This is a genomic window from Actinomyces oris (genome assembly GCF_001937665.1).
Lineage (GTDB): Bacteria > Actinomycetota > Actinomycetes > Actinomycetales > Actinomycetaceae > Actinomyces > Actinomyces stomatis.
In genome coordinates this window covers 42,659-61,316 of record NZ_MSKL01000004.1, presented here as the reverse complement: position 1 = coordinate 61,316, position 18,658 = coordinate 42,659, and the positions used below count along the sequence as shown (strand labels likewise).

The 18,658-nt window shown below is 68.1% G+C and carries 14 protein-coding genes; 3 read left to right on the top strand and 11 right to left on the bottom strand.

From position 1 onward, the window contains the following. Nucleotides 1-6: 6 nt before the first annotated feature. From BKH28_RS01075 to BKH28_RS01045, 8 genes are all read right to left on the bottom strand, one after another. A complete protein-coding gene (locus BKH28_RS01075; RefSeq protein WP_075417096.1) occupies nt 7-873 on the bottom strand; it encodes an ABC transporter permease in 867 nt (288 codons plus the stop codon). A gap of 4 nt (nt 874-877) precedes the next feature. After that, entirely contained in the window at nt 878-1,972 is a 1,095-nt protein-coding gene (locus BKH28_RS01070) for an NAD-dependent epimerase/dehydratase family protein (protein WP_075417095.1), read from the bottom strand. Between the two features lie 188 nt (nt 1,973-2,160). Then, entirely contained in the window at nt 2,161-3,255 is a 1,095-nt protein-coding gene (locus BKH28_RS01065) for an acyltransferase family protein (protein WP_075417094.1), read from the bottom strand. 18 nt (nt 3,256-3,273) lie between these two features. Beyond that, a complete protein-coding gene (locus BKH28_RS01060; protein WP_075417093.1) occupies nt 3,274-5,157 on the bottom strand; it encodes a rhamnan synthesis F family protein in 1,884 nt (627 codons plus the stop codon). Between the two features lie 80 nt (nt 5,158-5,237). After that, on the bottom strand, nt 5,238-6,080 hold the full coding sequence (locus BKH28_RS01055) for an NAD-dependent epimerase/dehydratase family protein (RefSeq protein WP_075417092.1): 843 nt from the start codon (nt 6,078-6,080) through the stop codon (nt 5,238-5,240). 64 nt (nt 6,081-6,144) lie between these two features. Continuing rightward, nucleotides 6,145-8,214: a rhamnan synthesis F family protein gene (locus BKH28_RS01050; protein ID WP_075417091.1), complete on the bottom strand. Its 2,070-nt coding sequence runs from the start codon at nt 8,212-8,214 to the stop codon at nt 6,145-6,147. Nucleotides 8,215-8,325: 111 nt separating this feature from the next. Continuing rightward, on the bottom strand, nt 8,326-8,436 hold the full coding sequence (locus tag BKH28_RS13975; RefSeq protein ID WP_335342697.1) for a hypothetical protein: 111 nt from the start codon (nt 8,434-8,436) through the stop codon (nt 8,326-8,328). Further along, a complete protein-coding gene (locus tag BKH28_RS01045; RefSeq protein WP_256695414.1) occupies nt 8,414-10,591 on the bottom strand; it encodes an N-acetylmuramoyl-L-alanine amidase in 2,178 nt (725 codons plus the stop codon). The genes BKH28_RS13975 and BKH28_RS01045 overlap by 23 nt, the downstream gene beginning before the upstream one ends. 407 nt (nt 10,592-10,998) lie before the next feature. Between BKH28_RS01045 and rfbB the strand changes: the two genes are divergently transcribed. Continuing rightward, on the top strand, nt 10,999-11,994 hold the full coding sequence (rfbB, locus tag BKH28_RS01040) for a dTDP-glucose 4,6-dehydratase (RefSeq protein WP_075417090.1): 996 nt from the start codon (nt 10,999-11,001) through the stop codon (nt 11,992-11,994). Between the two features lie 110 nt (nt 11,995-12,104). On the opposite strand, the gene BKH28_RS01035 is transcribed toward rfbB, so the two are convergent. Then, entirely contained in the window at nt 12,105-13,043 is a 939-nt protein-coding gene (locus tag BKH28_RS01035) for a glycosyltransferase (protein ID WP_075417089.1), read from the bottom strand. Between the two features lie 130 nt (nt 13,044-13,173). Here BKH28_RS01035 and BKH28_RS01030 point away from each other — a divergent pair, with 130 nt between their 5' ends. Both BKH28_RS01030 and BKH28_RS01025 read left to right on the top strand, forming a co-directional pair. After that, a complete protein-coding gene (locus tag BKH28_RS01030; RefSeq protein WP_081379985.1) occupies nt 13,174-14,934 on the top strand; it encodes a DUF6020 family protein in 1,761 nt (586 codons plus the stop codon). A 10-nt stretch (nt 14,935-14,944) separates the two neighbouring features. After that, entirely contained in the window at nt 14,945-15,229 is a 285-nt protein-coding gene (locus BKH28_RS01025) for a putative quinol monooxygenase (RefSeq protein ID WP_075417088.1), read from the top strand. Between the two features lie 20 nt (nt 15,230-15,249). Here BKH28_RS01025 and BKH28_RS01020 read toward each other — a convergent pair whose 3' ends face one another. Beyond that, nucleotides 15,250-17,316: a DUF6541 family protein gene (locus BKH28_RS01020; RefSeq protein WP_075417087.1), complete on the bottom strand. Its 2,067-nt coding sequence runs from the start codon at nt 17,314-17,316 to the stop codon at nt 15,250-15,252. A 31-nt stretch (nt 17,317-17,347) separates the two neighbouring features. Continuing rightward, the gene (locus tag BKH28_RS01015; protein WP_075417086.1) at nt 17,348-18,652 is read right to left on the bottom strand and encodes a nucleotide sugar dehydrogenase; all 1,305 of its coding nucleotides are present in this window, start codon (nt 18,650-18,652) and stop codon (nt 17,348-17,350) included. Nucleotides 18,653-18,658 lie beyond the last annotated feature (6 nt).

The following is an 18,658-nucleotide window of genomic DNA, read 5'->3' as shown; positions in this document are numbered from 1 at the left end:
TGAGTCTCAGAGCTCCTCAACGATGCTCGCCGAGTGCCGGCGGAAGAAGGTCAGGCCCAGCGTGAGCATGACGACCGCCCACCCCAGACAGGCCAGGGAGACGGGCAGTGACGGCAGGGCGAAGTCGTACAGGCAGGATCGGAAGGCCTCGAGGTAGGTCTCGGCGGGGTTGAGCCGAGCGATCGTCGCGATGGGGATCGGAGCTCCGTTGATCTGCCAACCGGCGTCGAACAGGCGGTTCTGAACCCCGTTGAGCATGGTCAAGGGGAAGACGACGCCGGAGGCGTACATCCAGATCTGGTTGAAGATCTGCCACAGGTGGCCCAGGTCCCGGAAGTAGACGGTCGCGATGGACAGGATGAGCCCCAGTCCGACGGCGAACATGCCCGACAGCAGGGTGACGACGACCAGCGCCGGAATCATGAGGAGGACCCCGGGGCCCCCCATGATCATGGCGATGATGACCAGCACGAGCAGCTCGAAGGCGAAGTCCACGGCCAGGGACAGCACCGCGGAGTAGATGAGGACCTGGCGGGGGAAGTAGACCTTGGTGAGGAGCCCCGCGTTGTTCACGAGGGCATTCATGGACGTCATGATGCCGCTGGAGAAGAAGGTCCAGCTGAGCACCCCGATGCCGATCCACAGTGCGAAGGAGTCGATCCCGGAGTTGCGGCCCGGCTCCACGCCTCCGCGGAAGACGACGCCGAAGATGAGGGCGAAGATGGCGATGGTGGCCAGAGGGTTGATGAAGGACCACAGACGGCCCAGCGTCGTTCCCTTGAACTCGGAGGAGACCGAGCGCTGGGTCAGCCGCAGGGTGAGGTCCAGTGTCTGACGGGCATCCTCTGAACGGAGCAGTCGAGACAGCTGCATGGGCTCACGCCTCCTTCGCTGTGCCGGTGGGCATCGGTGGAACCGCCCCCTCCTGGGCGTCGATCCAGTCGCACAGGCGGTTGATGCCCTCGGTGACGCCGACTCGCGGCTCCCAGTCCAGCATCTGACGGGCACGCGCGGTATCCGCCCAGGCGGCACGCACGTCACCGTCGCGGAACTGTCCGGTGACGTGCGGGGCGGGCGCCCCGTAGTGCTCGGCGATGGCCTGAGCGACCTGCATGATGGTGGTCCGCTCCCCCAGGCCGATGTCGTAGGGCAGGGCCGCTGCGGGCGAGCGCAGGACTCCGGCCACGATGGCGGAGGCGACGTCGTCGATGAAGACGAAGTCCCGCACGATCTGACCGTCCTCGTAGACCGGGATGGACCGACCGGACCTGGCCAGGCGGGCGAAGAGGGAGACGATGCCGGTATAGGGGTTGATGAGGGACTGACCGGGGCCGTAGACGTTCTGAAGCCGGAAGAGCACCGGGGTGACGCCGAAGGATCCGCACCAGGAGGTCACCAGGTTCTCCTGGCAGAACTTGGTGGCGGCATAGACATTGGCCGGGGACGCCTTGACGGCGGTGGAGGACTGGACCAAGGGGGTCAGGCCGGTGAAGTCCCACTGCCCGGCCTCGAGCATTGCGTGGGTGCGCTGGCCGGGGTAGGAGGTCCGTCCTTCGGCGTCGACCCACTGCCCCTCGCCGTAGACGGCTCGGGAGGAGGCCAGGACGATCTTGTCGGGGCGGATCTCGTGGCGCACGAGGGCATCGAGCATCTGGGTGGTGCCGACGACGTTGACGCTCGCGTGGCGGGAGGCCTCGGTGAGGGACTGACCGGTTCCGGTCTCCGCGGCCAGATGGACGATGACGTCCGGGGTGACCTCACTGAAGAGGAGGTCCCAGTCCTCAGCAGTGGACACGTCCAGGCGGCGCAGCTCCACGCGATCGTCGAGCTCCGCGGGGCGCTCCTGGGACAGGTGGATCTGCGGATGCATGTTGTCCATGGCCACGACGCGGTCGAAGGCGTCAGCCAGGTCACGCGAGATCGCGCAACCGATGAATCCGGCACCACCTGTCACGAGGCAGGTACGGGTCACGAGAGTCTCCCTTGGGTTGTCGAGTCGGGCCGATGGCGCGCTGACGGGGCACGCCACGACCTCGCCACTATTCTCAGCGCTGCCGGAGCCAATAGTGCCAGCAGATGCCGTTGCCTTCGACACGCCCAGGGGTCGTAGGCCACTACCGCGGGCCGTGACTGACCACCCGGACCCGCCCCCGGTGCGGGTCAGCGTTCAGCCTCGGAGACCTCGGGCCGCCAGGTCATGCCTTGGAATGCCTTGGTGAAGAAGCCGACGACGACATCAGTGACCTTCACCAGCGCCACCGACAGGGCGAAGATGATGACGCACTCGGCGGCCAACAGCATGTAGCGCTGAATGGGGTAGAAGCCGGCGACGTCGATCTTCTCAAGGACCTGTTCGATCACCACATGGTGGACGAGGAAGATCGGGTAGGAGTACGTGGCGATGAGACTGACAACGGCCCGCACCGGCTGGATCGCCACGTAGCGGCCGGCCACCACGAGGATGAGGAAGACCGAGATCCCGACGATCGTGGTAGCCACGTCCTCGGGGATCCTCCCGGGGAACATGGCTGAGACGGCCAGAACCGCTGCCGCCGGAACCACCACGGCCCCGTGTAGCCGACGGATGTACAGGACGAGGTAGCTGCCGAAGGCCAGCTCGGGAAGACGCGTGGTCAGCACCGCGGCGGAGGGGTAGGCAGGGAAGTAACGCGACATGATGACGATGGTGGCGGCGTAGGCCACGAGGAGCACGGCTCCGGTGATGACCGGGAAGCGGTCAATAGCCCACAGCAGCACCGGGAAGACGAGGTAGTACAGGAGGATGAAACCGAGGAACCACTCGCCCAGCAGATACATCGTCCGGAAGTAGAAGGCCTGGGCGAGTCCGTCAATACCCAGCACCGTGAGGATGAAGGACTTCGCTGGGGCTGCGTTGGGGGATCTGCCATTGGCGGCGAGGAAGAGGGCGAACGTTCCCAGGATCCAGGCGGTCCAGAACATCGGGTAGATGCTGCGGAAGCGCTTCCAGTAGAAGCGTTTGAGGTTGATCGGCCGCCGGTAGGTGAGCGTCAGGGCCGCCCCGGAGATGATGAGGAACAGGGAGACACCCAGCGAACCCGAGTAAATGCCGAAGGGCTCGTGGGTCAGGACGTACCCGCCGCCATGATCGCGGAGGTGGGCATTGAAGTGGGTGAGGACGATGAGCACAGCGGCCACAGCCCTGATGAGGTCCAGGTAGAAGATCCTGGTCCTTGTCCTTGCTTGTTGTGCCGGTTTCGTTGTCATGTCCGGCATCGCAGCACCATCCGGATACTAGGCTCCTCGCAGTCTATGGTAGGCGCGTCTGGCCGGCCCCTTGAGGACCGGTTGGAAGGCCGACGGAACCCACCGATTCAGCCGCCCCTTGAGCCATTGCCGGGTTGTCGGCGGGGCCTGGATCATCTGCACCATCTGCGTCTCCGTGGCCCTGCCCCAGCGGTCAGCGACGGCGGAGGTGAGGTCGCGCACGTAGAAGGACAGGTTCGTCAGCTCAATGCGGGCGAAGGAGTCGGAGAAGAGCCAGCCGCAGTAGTAACCGGCTCCCTGGGCCACGTAACCGTGAGCGCGCTCGATGGCGTGCATGATGGTGCCGTCGATGTCGCAGGGCTCGGGCGGGAACTCCTCCCACTGCCAGTCGTGGTCGAACAGTGGCTTGAGGGCCTTGGGACGGAACCAGAACATGGAGCCCAGCGGCGCGACGGGCTCCTTGTCCGGGTCGAGGGGGGCATGGATCCCCAGCTCGTGCAGGAGCGCCTCAGTGCGGTCGAAGTTCGGGCCCCAGCCCAAGGTGTAGACCGGGAAGTAGTCGGCGTGGTTCGGCGGTGTGGGAGTCAGGAGGCCCAGGCGCGGCTCGGCCTCGAAGGTGGCGATGACGTTCTTGACGAAGTCGCGCGTCGGCAGCAGGTTCTCGAAGCACTTGTAGGCGAAGCCGTCACCCACCGAGTACGGGGAGAGCTGGGTGACCTTCTTGTCGTGGGTGTAGCACACGACGTCGTAGTTCTGGACGACGTCCTTCCACCCCACGAGGAAGGGGCCGACGTCGCGTCCCCGGTTCTCCACGAGGCGCACCTCGATGTTGAAGGGGAGCCCCTGGCAGGCGGCCTTGACCTGCTCGACCTTCTCCGGGCTCGAGGTGCTCAGGAAGATGTCGATGCCCTCGGGCATGTTGCGGATGTACTCCAGCGTCGGCTCGACCAGCTCCATGTAGTACAGGTGCGCGATGAGAGCGACCTTCTGCTGCTTGGGCTCGCGGGTGACGGTCTGCGTGGGCAGGACGTAGGTGAGCTGGAGGTTCTTCACCAGGTCCGCCATGTTCATGGAGCGCAGGGCGTTGTCCCAGATGAGGTTGACATCGAAGTCCGTGTGGTCACGCAGGTAGGCGTAGAGCTCGGCGCTGGGCTGGCCCACGGACTGGCGCAGGACGTCGTCGTAGGGGCGGAAGAAGGAACGGCGCTTGAAGATCGGGCAGCGCTTGTCCCGGATGACCTCGACCGGGGCGAAGAGAATGGGGCTGAAGTTGAAGCCCTCCATGTCCTCGGTGTTGACGTAGACGTCGGAGGTGAAACCGAGGCGCTCGAAGCGCTGGGTGAAGGGAACCTCGTGCATGCCCACCGACTGCTCGTAGCCGTTGATCTCGGGCATCTCGTCCCAGTAGTCCTGAAAGGCCTTGGAGGTGACCAGGGAGCGGCGGTAGGCGTGGAAGTGGGACTGGAGGTGGCGGGGAAGATAACCCTCTTCGGCATAGCCGAAGGGGTCGAAGGGGACCTCGTGGAACCAGGTGATGCCCCAGAAGTCGATGTTCCGACGGGCCATCTCGGTGAACATCTCCTTGAAGGGGTAGACCGGCCCCATGATGGTGGCGTTGAACAGCACGACCTCATCGAACTCGGAGAGCCTCTCCCAGCCGTGGCTCTCCATGGCCGTCTTGTAGGCCCAGACGTCCAGTCCCTCGTTCTCCCGCAGGATGATGTTGTCCGTGAAGGCACCCAGCTTGGCGTAGCTCTTGGCCGTCAGCTCGCCGTTGACGACGATGGTCAGCTCGGAGAGGTTCTTCACCATATCGGCGAGCAGAGTCTCCACGTAGGAGTCCACGACGCCCTGGGCGTCGAAGAAGAAGAAGATCCCGAGTCGCTTCGGGTCCTCGCCAAGCGTTGCCATGGTGTCCCTTCTAGACAGTGGTTCAGAGCCGCTCACTGCGGCAGGGGAAAGAGCGGGCGATACGGGTCCACCCGAACGCGTCAGCTTGCGCTTGATGCGAGGATACGGCGGATCTTCGTCGGATCGCCCCATACACCGGGTGAGTCGTAGGGCCGATCCGGAAATGCCCCGTACTCCAGGGTGATGCCCAGGTCGTTGTCCCGGATGTAGGCCTCGACGCGCTCGGCCAGGGTCATGGGTTCGCCGGTGCAGGCGTTGATGATGCCGTCGACCTCGGTCTGGTCCACGATCGCGGCGATCTGCTCGCCCAGGCCGTCCACGGAGATGAAGTCGTAGCGGTTCTTGCCGGTGGTGAAGGGGAAGGTGGTGCGCCCCTCCTCGGCGGCTGCCAGGAGCTTGGAGAAGATCGAGTTGCCGAACTTGTCGTCTCCGACGATGTAGTAGGCGCGGATCCACTGAGCGATGGCGCCGTGGGCCTGGGCGGACAGGAAGGTGGCCTCGCGCAGGGCGTTCTTGGCGATGCCGTACAGCGAGGCGGGAGCGCAGGGCGAGTTCTCATCGATGGCGCCCTCCCAGTAGCCGACCTCATGCATGGTGCCCATGACGGCGAGCTGGGGCAGGCCACCGGCGTAGAGGTTCTCGATCAGGTGGAAGTGCTTGGCCAGGTCGTCCAGGTGGGCGTGGGAGGCGTGCTTGAAACCGTCGCGCCAGGCCATGTGCAGGACGACGTCGGGGCGCCCCATCTGATCGTAGATGTCCGTGTCCCCGGAGAAGAGCTCCAGCTGGACCTTCTCAGCCCGCTCGTCGACGCCGTCGAGCCGCAGGTCGAGGGCCTTGACAGTCAGGCCCCGCTCCAGCAGTGCGGTGACGACGTGGCGGCCGATGTAGCCGCCGGCTCCAGTGACGAGAACTGTCTGTGCCATGGACCGGAATCCTAACAGGTGGGGGTCTCACGATGAGGCGGAGGGGTGGAAGGGCGGGATCCCGTCACGCGTCGGAGGCGGGCCGCGCGGATCGCCGGGGGCGCAGACGCCCGCCGAGGGATCTCGCCGCTCCCTTGACGCCATCGGTGACGCCCTTCGCCCCACCAGTGACGTAACGGTATGCGGGTTTGAGGGCGCCCGCCATCTCAGGGTGATGGACATCGACGTAGGAGCGCATTCTCGGCCCCAGCCCGGCCCGGGGCCCGAACCGGGCCTGCAGGAACCTGACCTGTTCGTCGGTGTAGGCCGGTAGGTCCGCGGTGAGGGCCCGCTGCTTGTAGGCCAGGGCGCCGTAGAGCCGCCCGGCCCAGGTGGGGGTGAGCACCTCGCGGGGGTGGAAGCCGCTGGACATGGCCGCGTAGACGGTCAGCAGCTCGAGCACCTCGGCGACGCGGGCGCGCCGCAGACGCCGCACCGACTCCTCGGGGTCGGCGGCTGCCTGCTCGGTCATCCGCACCAGCTCCTTGGCCCCCTCACTCAGTGTGCGCAGCGCCTCCGGGCGAGCCAGGAACATGGCGCCGACCGGCACCGCCGGGGCGATCGGGTCCAGGGCCGCCGTCAGGCCGAGCCGCCGGGACAGGGCCTCGGCCGCGCCGGCCAGGCCGTCCCACTGGGGCCCGCCGTGAGGCCAGCCGATGTGGCAGGCGGCGGGCATGACCACCCCGAGGCTGGGGTGAGACTCGAAGAGGTCGATGAGACCGGCCACGTGTCCCGGCGAGTCCAGCAGGCAGTCGAGGATCTGGCGGCGGGCGACGTTGTCGGCCCCCTGCTCGGGACCGTTCAGGGGCCCCGCCGTGATCCTCAGGACGAGGTCCACACCGTCATCGCCGCCACCGCTGCCATCGCTGACGCCGTCACCATTGGAGGAGGCGGAGCGCCCGGGATCCCACAGGTCGTCGCACTCGGTGAGGAAGGCGATGGTTCCGCGCGGATCGAGGTCGCGCACCGCGCGGAAGGCGACAGCCGTGTCCCCCGCCGCCCCGTCCTCGTCCACTGGGCGGCGGCCGGTGACGCGCTCCAGGTCGGCGGCATCCAGCGGTTCGGGTGAGGTGACCACCACCCGCCAGTGCGGTGGCAGGCTCGCCAGGCGCTGAGCAAGACCGTCCGCCTCGGCGCGCTCGCCCCCCTCCCCTGCTGCCGGGACGTGTACGACGACGCAGCCCGAGGGCTGCCGAGCGGGCGAGCTCGCGTCTGGGCCGGGCTCTGCGGACCCGAGGGCGGACTCGGTCACGACCTCGGTGAGCCCCGCGTTGACGATGAGGTCACGGGCGGCCGCGGTATGGACGACGTCGGACAGAATGAGGTCCTCGTTGTAGCCCGCCTGTGCAGCGGCCTTCAGCAGGTCCCCGCCGACGACCGCCTGGCGGTCCTGGTGAAGGGGATCGTGGAAGAACGCCCGGCGCTTGAGCAGGGGGCAGCCATCGGCCAGCAGTGCCGGGGCCTCCTCGATGGCCGGGTTGTCCGAGTGGTAGCGGTCCACGGGGAAGGCGACCTCGTAGGAGTGGCCGATCCCGGTGAAGTGGTCGGTGAAGCGCGACTCGTGCCACTGGATGGAGTCGCGGTAGGAGGAGACCGGCGGCATCTGCTCCCAGTACTCCCGGAAGGCCGGGTCCGACAGCAGCCGACGGCGCACCGCGATCCAGTGCGACTGGATGTGACGGGGCAGCTCGCGCTTGGCGAGGAAGGGGTGGGGGCGCATGACGCCGTGCTCGGTCATGCCCCAGAACGAGATGTCGCGCCGGCTTCCGGTCCGGGTGAGAACCTCCTCCCAGGGTCGTAGCGGCGCGTAGTAGGTGTGGTTGGTCAGGATGAGCTCGTCGAAGTCGGCGAGCCGGTCCCAGCCGAGGTGCTCCAGCCCGGCCCGGTAGGCGCCGACGTCGAGCCCCTCGTTGGGGCGCTCAAGGATCTCGTCGCAGGAGGTCTCCAGCCGAGCCCGGTCGGCATCATCGACGGGAGAGTTGGAGACCACCAGGATGTGCTCCGCATGGGGGCGCAAGGAGGCCAGGGCATGGACGACGTAGTCACGGACCTGATGATGAGAATCGAAGTGGAAGTAGACGATTCCTCGGTTCATGTGGCGGCCCTTCCCGGCAGGCTGGTCGACGAAGGCGGTTGATGAAGAAACAGCGGGGCGGCCAGTGTCTCATGCACTCCTGACCGCCCCGCCGCGCGCCTCGATCCGATATCAGCCGATCGTCGCCGTTCCCGTGGGTGAAACGGAGATCCGTCCCTTCTCGAAGGTCTGGGTCACGGTTCCGTCTGCTTGGCGGACCTCATAACCGACGGGCAGCCCCATCTTGGAGCGCTCCCCACCAGCAGCGGTCCAGGCCGTCAGCAGTCCAGGCCGTCAGAATCGCCCCACGCACGAAGCTGGCCTTGCCCCCGGAACGCCAGTAGGCAACACCTCCCTCGAAGCTCTGACGGAAGCCGCCACCAGGACCGCTCACCACACCGCTGCGCGGGTAACCCATCGAGCCCTTCTCGTACCAGTAGCCGCCCCAGGCACTCAGCACCGGCTCGGCCACGAACTGCGCCCCGGTCGCCCGGGTCCAGTACGCCACACCGTGCTCAAAACGCTGATACACCCCACCCTTGGACGAGGCGATCTCACTGGTCGTGGGCAGCCCCATCTTGGAGCGCTCCCCACCAGCAGCAGTCCAGGCCGTCAGAATCGCCCCACGCAGGGTCACGGATCCCGGGGCGGTCGACGACGCCGAGCCGCCATCGATCTGTGTCTGCGCGATGGAGCGGATGGCGCTGAGCTTGGAGTAGCCGACGTTCCCGGGGCAGGTGGTGTAGCCGACATCCCGGTGCCCCAGGATCCGGGGCATCGAGATGGTGGAGCCCGCCTGGTAGCGCTCAGTGGTCCACACGTGCAGACCCGCATGGCCGTTGGCATCCGCGATGCCGGCGCGCTTGAAGAACCATCCGGCCATCCTGCCCACCGCGTTCAGCTGAGCATCCGAGGGACTGACGCTGCTGTAGTCGCCCATCATGGACAGGCCCATGGTGCCGGTGTTGACGCCGCGGGCGTGCGCTCCGACGCTCATCTCGCCGGCGGGAGCGGCCACGGAGCCGGAGCGTCCTTCGAAGACGGTGCCGTACTTGTCGATGAGGAAGTTGTAGCCGATGTCGCCCCAGTCCAGGGTGACCGCGTGGTAGTAGTAGATGCCCCGCACGATGGAGGCGGACTGCCCGGCGGAGTAGTTGTTGGTGCCGGCAGTGTGGTGGACGACGACGTGACCGGCGTCCTCGTAGTCGGGGTCCCAGCTCATGTAGGAGGGGTTGGCGCCCCACTCGGCTCGGGTGGTGACCGGCACCGGCAGCCCGTTGGCGGTCGTCCCAGCCGGCGCAGCAGCCGGCACTGAGACCGGCACAGTGGCTGGGACAGCGGCTGGCACAGCGCTCTCGGACAGCGCCGTCGTGGTCGACACCGCAGACGTGGTGGATGCCGTCGTCAGCTCCGGAGCCGACAGAACAGCCGGCCCACCTACATCCCCCGACACCTCGTCCCGACCGGGCCCGGGCTGCCAAGCGGCTGCCTCCTCAACGACCGGTGTCGGCGTGGCATCGGTGGTCGAGACGTCACCCGAGTCCAGGACCTCCTCGCCCTGGGGCTGGGAGGGGACGAGGACGAGCTTGAGCCCAGCGGGCAGTGAGCTCCCGACAACGGAGGCCTGGACGGCGTCGGCCCCGCCGGTGACGAACTCACCGGTGCCGGCGGTCTCGCGGTCGTCGCGCCCGGAGTCAGCCGCCTCATTGAGGTACCAGGGAGACCAGGTGCCGTTCTCGCGAACACGCAGGTAGATGCGCACGCCCTCGGGAAGGTCAGCGCCGCCGGCCCAGGTGAAGCCCGCAACGAGGAAGCGGTCCACCTGAAGCGGGTCGGTCAGGAGGGCGGCGTCGGCCTGCGGGTCGGTCGCAGCGGGCAGGACGGAGGGGACCCGACCGCCGGTCGCCAGCGCCGGGAGCACCGAGGCACCGTTGCCACTGCCCGAGCCGCTGGCTCCTTGGGCCGACGGCGTCGACGCCTCCGGACCGTGCGGGGCGTCGCCACCGGTACCCGACCCAGTACCAGGCCGGGCGTCACCAGTGGCGCCCGACCCGGCATCAGGCCGAGCGTCACCATTGGCGCCCGACCCGGCATCAGGCCGAGCGCCACCATTGGCGCCCGACCCAGTATTAGGCCGGGCGTCGTCGAGACCCGACTGGGCGATATCGGTGGCCTGTCCGCCGGAGGTGGTCAGGTCGAGGATCTGGACCGGAGCGGGACTGTCGGCCTGGCCGGCGGAGCCGGCAGCATGACCGGAGGCGCTGCCCGGGCCACCGGGGTCACCGGCCTCAGGTGCGGCGACGGCCACGGGGACCAGGCCGGACAGGAGGAGCGGGGCCAGAGCGGCCAGCCCGACAGCACGGTAGACAGTGCGGACACGAGGACGAGGGACTTTCATGGGGTTCCTTTGGAGGTGAATGCCTGCCGGCGTCGATCGGGCCTCACCACCGCAGCCGCCGACGCCGATCCCTCGGGTGGCGGTATTTAATTTCTGAATAGTTTCCGAGAGATTAATGATAGTTTACTGATAAAAACGGAGACATCTGACATCATTTCTCGCTCGCAGCCACCCGGACCGCGACACGGACCTCATCTTTTCTTGATAGATCAAGGTTCTTCCGAGATGTCGACGAACCGTTGCAATCTGATTTCGCCACCGCGGACGAATTGTGCGGCAGGACGCCAATGGAGAGCAGATGGGACCACCCCGGGCTCTCGTGGGCTCGAGCGAGCTCCTGTGGCATGATGGCGTCGGCCATGACGGGCCTTCAGCGCCCGCAGTTCCCACATATCGGAGCGAGTTCTATGCACGTCCTCATCACCGGAGGCGCCGGCTTCATTGGCGCCAACTTCGTCCACCAGACCCTGGTGCGTCACCCGGACGCCACCGTCACCGTCCTGGACAAGCTCACCTACGCCGGGAACAAGGGCTCGCTGGCGGACCTGGATGACCGTGTCACGCTCGTCGTCGGAGACATCGCTGACGCCGACGTCGTCGACCCGCTCGTGGCCGAGGCCGACGTCGTCGTCCACTTCGCGGCCGAGTCCCACAACGACAACTCGCTGCGAGACCCCTCCCCCTTCATCCAGACCAACCTCGTGGGCACCTTCACCCTCCTAGAGGCGGCACGGCGCCACAAGACGCGCTTCCACCACGTCTCCACCGACGAGGTCTACGGAGACCTGGAGCTGGACGACCCGGCCAAGTTCGAGCCGACGACGCCCTACAACCCCTCCTCCCCCTACTCCTCGTCCAAGGCCGGAAGCGATCTGCTCGTGCGCGCCTGGGTGCGCTCCTTCGACGTGGAGGCCACGATCTCCAACTGCTCGAACAACTACGGCCCCTACCAGCACATCGAGAAGTTCATCCCGCGCCAGATCACCAACCTCATCGATGGCGTGCGTCCCAAGCTCTACGGCGCCGGTGAGAACGTGCGCGACTGGATCCACGTCCTGGACCACAACGACGCCGTGTGGGACATCATCGAGAAGGGCCGCATCGGCGAGACCTACCTCATCGGCGCCGACGGCGAGAAGAACAACAAGGAGGTCGTCGAGCTGATCCTGGAGCTCATGGGCCACGCGCCCGACGACTACGAGCACGTCGCCGACCGCCCTGGCCACGACATGCGCTACGCCATCGACAACTCCAAGCTGGTCGAGGAGCTCGGCTGGGCACCGAGGTTCACCGACTTCCGCTCCGGCCTGCAGGCCACCATCGACTGGTACCGGGACAACGAGGCCTGGTGGCGCCCGCTCAAGGCCGAGGTCGAGGCCAAGTACGCCGCCCAGGGGCAGTAACCGGGAAGCGTCGTCGCCGACGGCTCATGATGTGTGGGGTCCCCTGCAGGGACTCCACACTCGTCTCCGTCGCCGGTCCCGGAGCACGTCCCGGTTCGTCAGGCAGACCTCTACGGGCGCGAGACGGCCGGGTAGGCGAGGTATGACAGGCGGGCGGCGTTGGCCCGCGAGTGCCGCAGCCCCGCCTGGATGACCCCCAGCATCATCCACAGGAAACCGAGCGTCACCAGTCCGACGCTCAGGAAGAAGGTGGGGAAGCGGGGGACGTCGCCGAACTTCAGGAAGTGCCCGACAACCGGGATGCCCAGGACGACGGCGACGACCCACGTGAGGAACCCCAAGGTGCCGTAGAAGAGGATGGGGCGCTCATCGCGCACGAGACGCCCAATGAGCCCCAGGATCTTGAATCCGTCGGAGAAGGTGTTGAGCTTGGACTCCGTGCCGGCGGCGCGCTCCTTGAAGCCGACCGGCACCTCGACCTGGGGCACGCGCAGAGTGGCGGCATGAACCGTCAGCTCGGTCTCGATCTCGAACTCCCGGCTCATGGCGGGGAAGGACTTGACGAACCGGCGCGAGAAGACGCGGTAGCCGGAGAGCATATCGGTGACGTGGGTCCCGAAGACCCGGGAGGTCAGGCGGTTGAAGGCCTTGTTACCGGCCTCATGGCCGGGGCGGTAGGAGCTCTTCTCCTGCACGTCACGGCGAACGCCCAGGACGTGGTCGTAGGGCCCCTCCAGGAGGGCCGCGATCATATCGGGCAGGGCGGCGGCGTCATAGGTGTCATCACCATCGATCATGACGTAGATATCGGCCTCGACATCGGCGAAGGCCCGGCGGACCACGTTGCCCTTGCCCTTGCGCTCCTCACGGCGAACGATGGCACCGGCGGCGGCCGCGACCTCGGCGGTGCGGTCGGTTGAGCAGTTGTCATAGACGAAGACGCGCATCGTGGGAACGGCCGCCAGGAGGTCGGCGACGACCTTTGCGATCGCGCCCTCCTCGTTGTGGCACGGGACGATCGCTGCGATATCGAGCTTGGAGAGATCCACCTGGTTCCAATCAGGACGAGTGCTGAGTAGGGGCTATTCTAGCGGCACCCGCTGCGAGCCCGGCGATCGTGTGAATGGTGCCGGTGCTGAGGCGCTTTCTCATGTGCCCCCGGACTGGAGATCAACGCCCGTGCCACTGTGCCTACCGCCCCCGTTCCGCTCCGCCTCCCCATCCGACCGGTCCGAGGACCTGACGGAGGGGGGAAACCGTCACCTGCGGCGTCGGGCAGCGGCCTCGATTCTCTTCGCGGCGGCCTTCGCAGCGGTGGACGCCGCCTCACAAGTGGTGGGGCGGGTCCAACGGGCCACCGGCCTGCTCCAGGAGGGCTCCTTCAACCCAGTGCGTCTCCTGGTGGCACTGGTTCTCAGCGGCGCCGCGTGCTGGGGGCTCCTGGCGCTGGTGGACCTGGCCGCGCGGCGCAGGAGCCGCCGTTCGCAGGAAGTCGGAGCGCAGCCCGGGGCGGGGTGGAGGGACCGCCGTCGGCTGGCACTGCTGGCATTCCTGATTCCGCTGATCTGTTGGTCCCTCCTGTACGCGCACCTGTGGCCGATGGCCTCGATGAACGACACGGCCTGGATCCTGAGGGATCCGATCGGGGCAGGGGCCCAGCACCCGATCACCTACGGACTTTCGATCGGGGTCCTGTTCCGTCTGGGACGCCTGGTCGGAGGCGATCTGACCGGCGTCGTGCTGCTGTCGGTGGGGCAGATGCTGCTGTGGGCGGCCTGCGTGAGCGGCGTCGCGGTCTTCCTGGACCGTCAGGGCGCCTCGCGCCGGGTGACCGGGCTTCTCATCGCCTACTGCACGCTCATGCCGCTGGTGGCCGACTACTCCTTCGCCGTGGTCAAGGACGCGGCCTTCTCCCTGTTCACCACCCTGCTCATCCCGGTGCTGCTGGTGGTGCGCGCCAGTGCCGGGCAGGTGCTGATGAGCAGGCGCGGCATCGCGGTGGTGGTGGCGGCACCGGCGGGGTTCGCGCTCATGCGCAACAACGCCCTGCCGGTGGTTCTGGTGATCCTGGCGCTGATGGTGTGGTGGTCGCGGGCGCACCTGCGCCGAGCGCTGGTGGTCAGCGCCGTCACCCTGGTCATCATCGTCGTTCCCACGGCTGCGACGGCGCAGTCCCAGCACGCCAAGGAGGCCCTGGGGATCCCGCTGCAGATGATCGGCTACACACTGGTCCACGACGCCGACTGCCTGCCGTCGGCAAGCCGGCAGGTCTTCGACAACGTCCTGGAGCCCGAGGTCTGGAAACAGGTCTACCGGCCCGCCAGCGTCGACCCGACCAAGGACTCCCCGACCTTCAACAACGCCTACCTCGACACGCACCGCGGCCAGTTCCTCTCCGCGTGGGGGCGGGCCTTGGTGGCCTGTCCCCGCCCCTTCGTCACAGGATTCCTCGTGCATACCGCCAACCTGTGGCGCTTCGACGCCGACCCGATCAGCACCGATGGGCAGTCCCGCTTCATCTCCGCGGTCTCGAACTACCCGGCCGGCCGGGACCAGCTGATTCGGGACTACGCCAACGCCGGCGTCATCAACCACTCGCTCCTGCCGCAGCCGCTGCAGCGGGTGGCGGGCACCGCCGTACGGGTCATGGAGGCCACGCCGGGTCCGGGAACCTGGATGTGGGTGGTGGCACTGAGCGTGGTCGGGTTCGTCTACGCCGGGCGGCGGGAGTGGGTGGCGATCTATGCCCCTGTGATCCTGCTGTGGGCGACGCTCCTGATCGCGGCGCCCACCGTCACACCGTTCCGCTACATGGTGCCCATCATCATGGTTGCGCCGATCGGCCTCGCCATCCTGCTGGGCACCGACCGAGCCACCTGGGAGCCGGCACGGCTGAGTAGTGCGCGTTCCCGTAGGAGTCCCAGTCCTGAATCCATGTGAGGAGAACCCCGTGATCCGTATCATCGCCACGTTCCGTGTCCGTTCCGACGCCGTTGAGGAGTTCCGCGCACTTGCCGGCGAGCTCGTGGAGGGCTCACGGGCCGAGGACGGCAATCTCGCCTACGACCTGTGCGTGGCCAGGGACGATACCGCCTCTTTCGTCGTGCTCGAGACCTGGCGCGACGACACCGCGATCGAGGCCCACAACGCCTCAGCGCACTTCACCACTCTCGTGCCCCGGATGGTCGACCTCTGCGCCGAGCCACCGTCAGTGGTCCAGTACACCGAGGTCTGAACGCAGAACGCCTGGGCCCGTCAGTCGCAGGCGGTGATGCGCCACAGGGAGGCGCTGCCCTCGGAGTCGACGAGCTCGAGCCCCTCGCTGGGGATCCGGGTCAAACGCGCGTCCCAGCGCAGGGGGGCGGCACCTGTCTCCGAGCCCGAGGCCGTGGCGTCCGAGCTGCTGTAGAAGTAGCGCACGCCCAGACGGTTGAGGAGTGCGCAGGTCTGGGAGCCCTTCTGCCCCAGGGCGGGCCAGGCAGAGGCGAGGGCGGCCCCCGGGGTTCCCGGTGCAGTCTTGTCGCGCGTCGGGTAGACGACGTGGACACCACCCAGGGACCACAGGTGGGCCGCCCCCCTCGATGGCGCCCCGAGGACGACCGCGTCGTCGGGCAGTACGCTCCCCGAGCGCCGGATGAGCGTGATGGAGTCCTTGGTCAGCAGGGTCCCGTACTGGATGCGCCGCGGGTCGTAGACGGAGGCGGCGAGGTTGCGCTCCAGGGGCGTCCTCGCCGCCACCGGCAGGAGCACGAGCGCTACCAGCATGGCGGCCGCCGCCCGCTCCGGCCGCACCCCGCTGACCCGCGAGGCAGTCCGGCGCAGCACCTCCCACAGTCGTCGTCCGGGTCGCCCGGCACCAGCCTGTGCCAGGAGGACGAACGCAGGCAGGATGGCGAGCGGAAGGATCCGGGCCTTCTGGAGGTACCAGGGCGCTCCGAGCTGACGGCCGGCCCACTGGGGTCCACCCACCAGGACCAGGAGGAGCAGCGACAGCAGCCACATGATGAGCCAGGGGCGCTGATCTCGCCGCGATCGCGCCGACCATGCCGCTGCCAGGGTGAGCAGGCCGATCACGATGCCGATGGGCACGGTGGCCCCCGGGACCGTCCCGTACATCGGCAGATCGATGATCGCCTGCCCCAGGGTTGCCACGGCACCGGCCACTCCCCCGGCGGGACGCCGGTAGCCCAGGACGGAGGCCAGGGAGCCGCGCATGAACCAGGTCCCCGTGGCCAGGACCAGCATGGCCACGACCGCCCCCGCTGCAAGGAGGGCTCGACCGCCCCGTCTGGTGGTGCTGCGACGCCACAGGGAGACGACGGCGTCGGCCAGGAAGGGCAGGGTCAGGACGACGAGGTTGAACAGGCCGGTGCCGTGCGCGGCCACCACGCCGCCGGCCGCGGCCAGGGCGAGCAGGACCAGCACCAGAAGGAGACGCCGTGAGCCGGTTCCCCGACGCAGCAGATCGTAGAGCACGAGGACGCCGGGAAGCCCCAGAACGCTCAGGGCGTAGGGCCACACCGTCAGGGACGTCATTGGAAGCAGCGGGAAACCCACCACCGCGGCACTGAGTGCGAGCACCGCGGCGACTGCGCAGGTCCGTTGCCGCCGGCGGGCTCCGTCCGCCCCCGGTTCCCAGGCGGCGTCAAGACCGGTGACCCGGGCGAGCAGCCCCAGCAGGCTCAGCGGCCAGGCCACCGCGGTAAGGGCCAGTACCCCCGCGGTGCTGACCGGGACCGGGCCGCCCGGCGCCAGTGCCAGAGCCCCGTGCCAGACCGTGGGGTAGTAGACGGCACGACCGGAGTAGAGGGCGGAGAGGCCCCCCAGCATTGAGGCGTTGCCTCCCTCGCGGATGGCCGCCACCGCGTTGAGGTGGAAGGTGGCGTCGAAGGTTTGTGCGGGGTAGGCGGGGCCGGGCAGGACGGACAGAATCGCCCCTGCCGGCACGACGACGGCAACGATCAGCCCCCCGGCCAGGATCATCCGCTCGGCCCGGCCCAGCGGCGCCGCTCGTCGCACGCGCTCGGGCGGTGGGCCGGCGATCAGATGCGCCATCAGTGCCAAGGCGACCGTCAGGGCGGCGATCACCGCCCACCCCCAGGGGCGCCAGGGCAGTGCAAGGGCGTGGGCGAGGATCTCCGCCACTCCGATGATCGCCGAGCTGAGCGCGGGAGCCACCGCCAGCGACGGGAGTGCCGCCAGGCGCGCCGAGCGCCCCACGATCCAGCCGGGCATCAGCAGCAGACCGGCCACGACGAGCGTGGCGGCCGCCAGGATCCAGCCGGAGTCTCCGGCCGGCCCGGCCGCCACGCTCGCAGTCATTCCTGCTGCCGACCTCAGTGCGCCTCCGGAGTCACTCGCCTCCGCCGATGGTCAGACGGGGCACACCGGTCCACTTGGCGGCATCGGTGGCGCGACGGCCGTCCAGCAGGAGGCGCAGCCCGGGCAGGTCGGCGGCGGTGAGCTCGGCGTACTCGGGGTGGTCGGCCTGGACAATGGCGACGTCGACCTGCTCCCCCAGGTGGTAGGGGGTCCAGCCGAAGTCGGACAGTTCCTCGTCGGTGTACATCGGGTCGTGAACGAGGACCTCGGCGCCGGCCTCACGCAGGGCCTCCACGGTGGGGAAGACACCGGAGAAGGCGGTCTCCTTGACCTTGCCACGGTAGGAGGCTCCCAGCACGACGACGCGCAGCCCCTTGAGCGAACCGAGCACCTCGGTGGCCCGGCCCACCACGTAGGCGGGCATCGTGGCGTTGAAGGTGCGGGCGGTGCGCACCACGGAGGCGTCGGGGTCGGTGGACAGGTACAGGCGCGGGTAGACCGGGATGCAGTGCCCGCCCACCGCGATGCCGGGGCGGTGGATGTGGGAGTAGGGCTGGGAGTTGCAGGCCTCGATGACGCGCTCGATGTCGAAGCCGGCCTTGTCCGCGTAGACGGCGAACTGGTTGGCCAGGCCGATGTTGACGTCGCGGTAGGTGGTCTCGGCGAGCTTGGCCATCTCAGCGGCCTCGGCGGTGCCCATGTCCCACACGCCGTTGGGACGGGGCAGGTCGTCGCGCTCGTCGAAGTCGAGGACGGACTCGTAGAAGGCGATGCCGGCCTGGGTGCCGGCCTCGTCCAGGCCGCCCACGAGCTTGGGGTAGCGGCGCAGGTCGGCGAAGACGCGGCCGGTGAGAACCCGCTCGGGACTGAAGACGAGGTGGAAGTCCGCGCCCTCCTTCAGACCGCTGATCTCCTCGATCATGGGCTTGAAGCGGCCCCGCAGGGTGCCCACGGGCAGAGTGGTCTCGTAGGAGATGAGGGTGTTGGGGGTCAGGTGGGCGGCCAGGGAGCGGGTGGCGTCGTCCATCCAGGCGAAGTCCGGCTCCCAGGTGGCGTCATTGACGAAGAGCGGCACGACCAGGACGATCGCGTCGGCCTCCGGGATGGCCTCGGCATAGTCGGTGGTGGCGCGCAGGGCGCCGTTGCCGGTGGCGGGGCTCAGCGCGGCGAGCTTCTCGGCCAGGTGGGCCTCGCCGGGGAAGGGCTCGGTCCCGGCGTTGACGGCCTCGACAACGGCGGGGTTGACGTCGACTCCGATGACCTCGTGGCCCTTGTCTGCGTACTGGACAGCCAGAGGCAGTCCGATCTTGCCCAGGGCGACGACGGCGATGCGCATACGGGT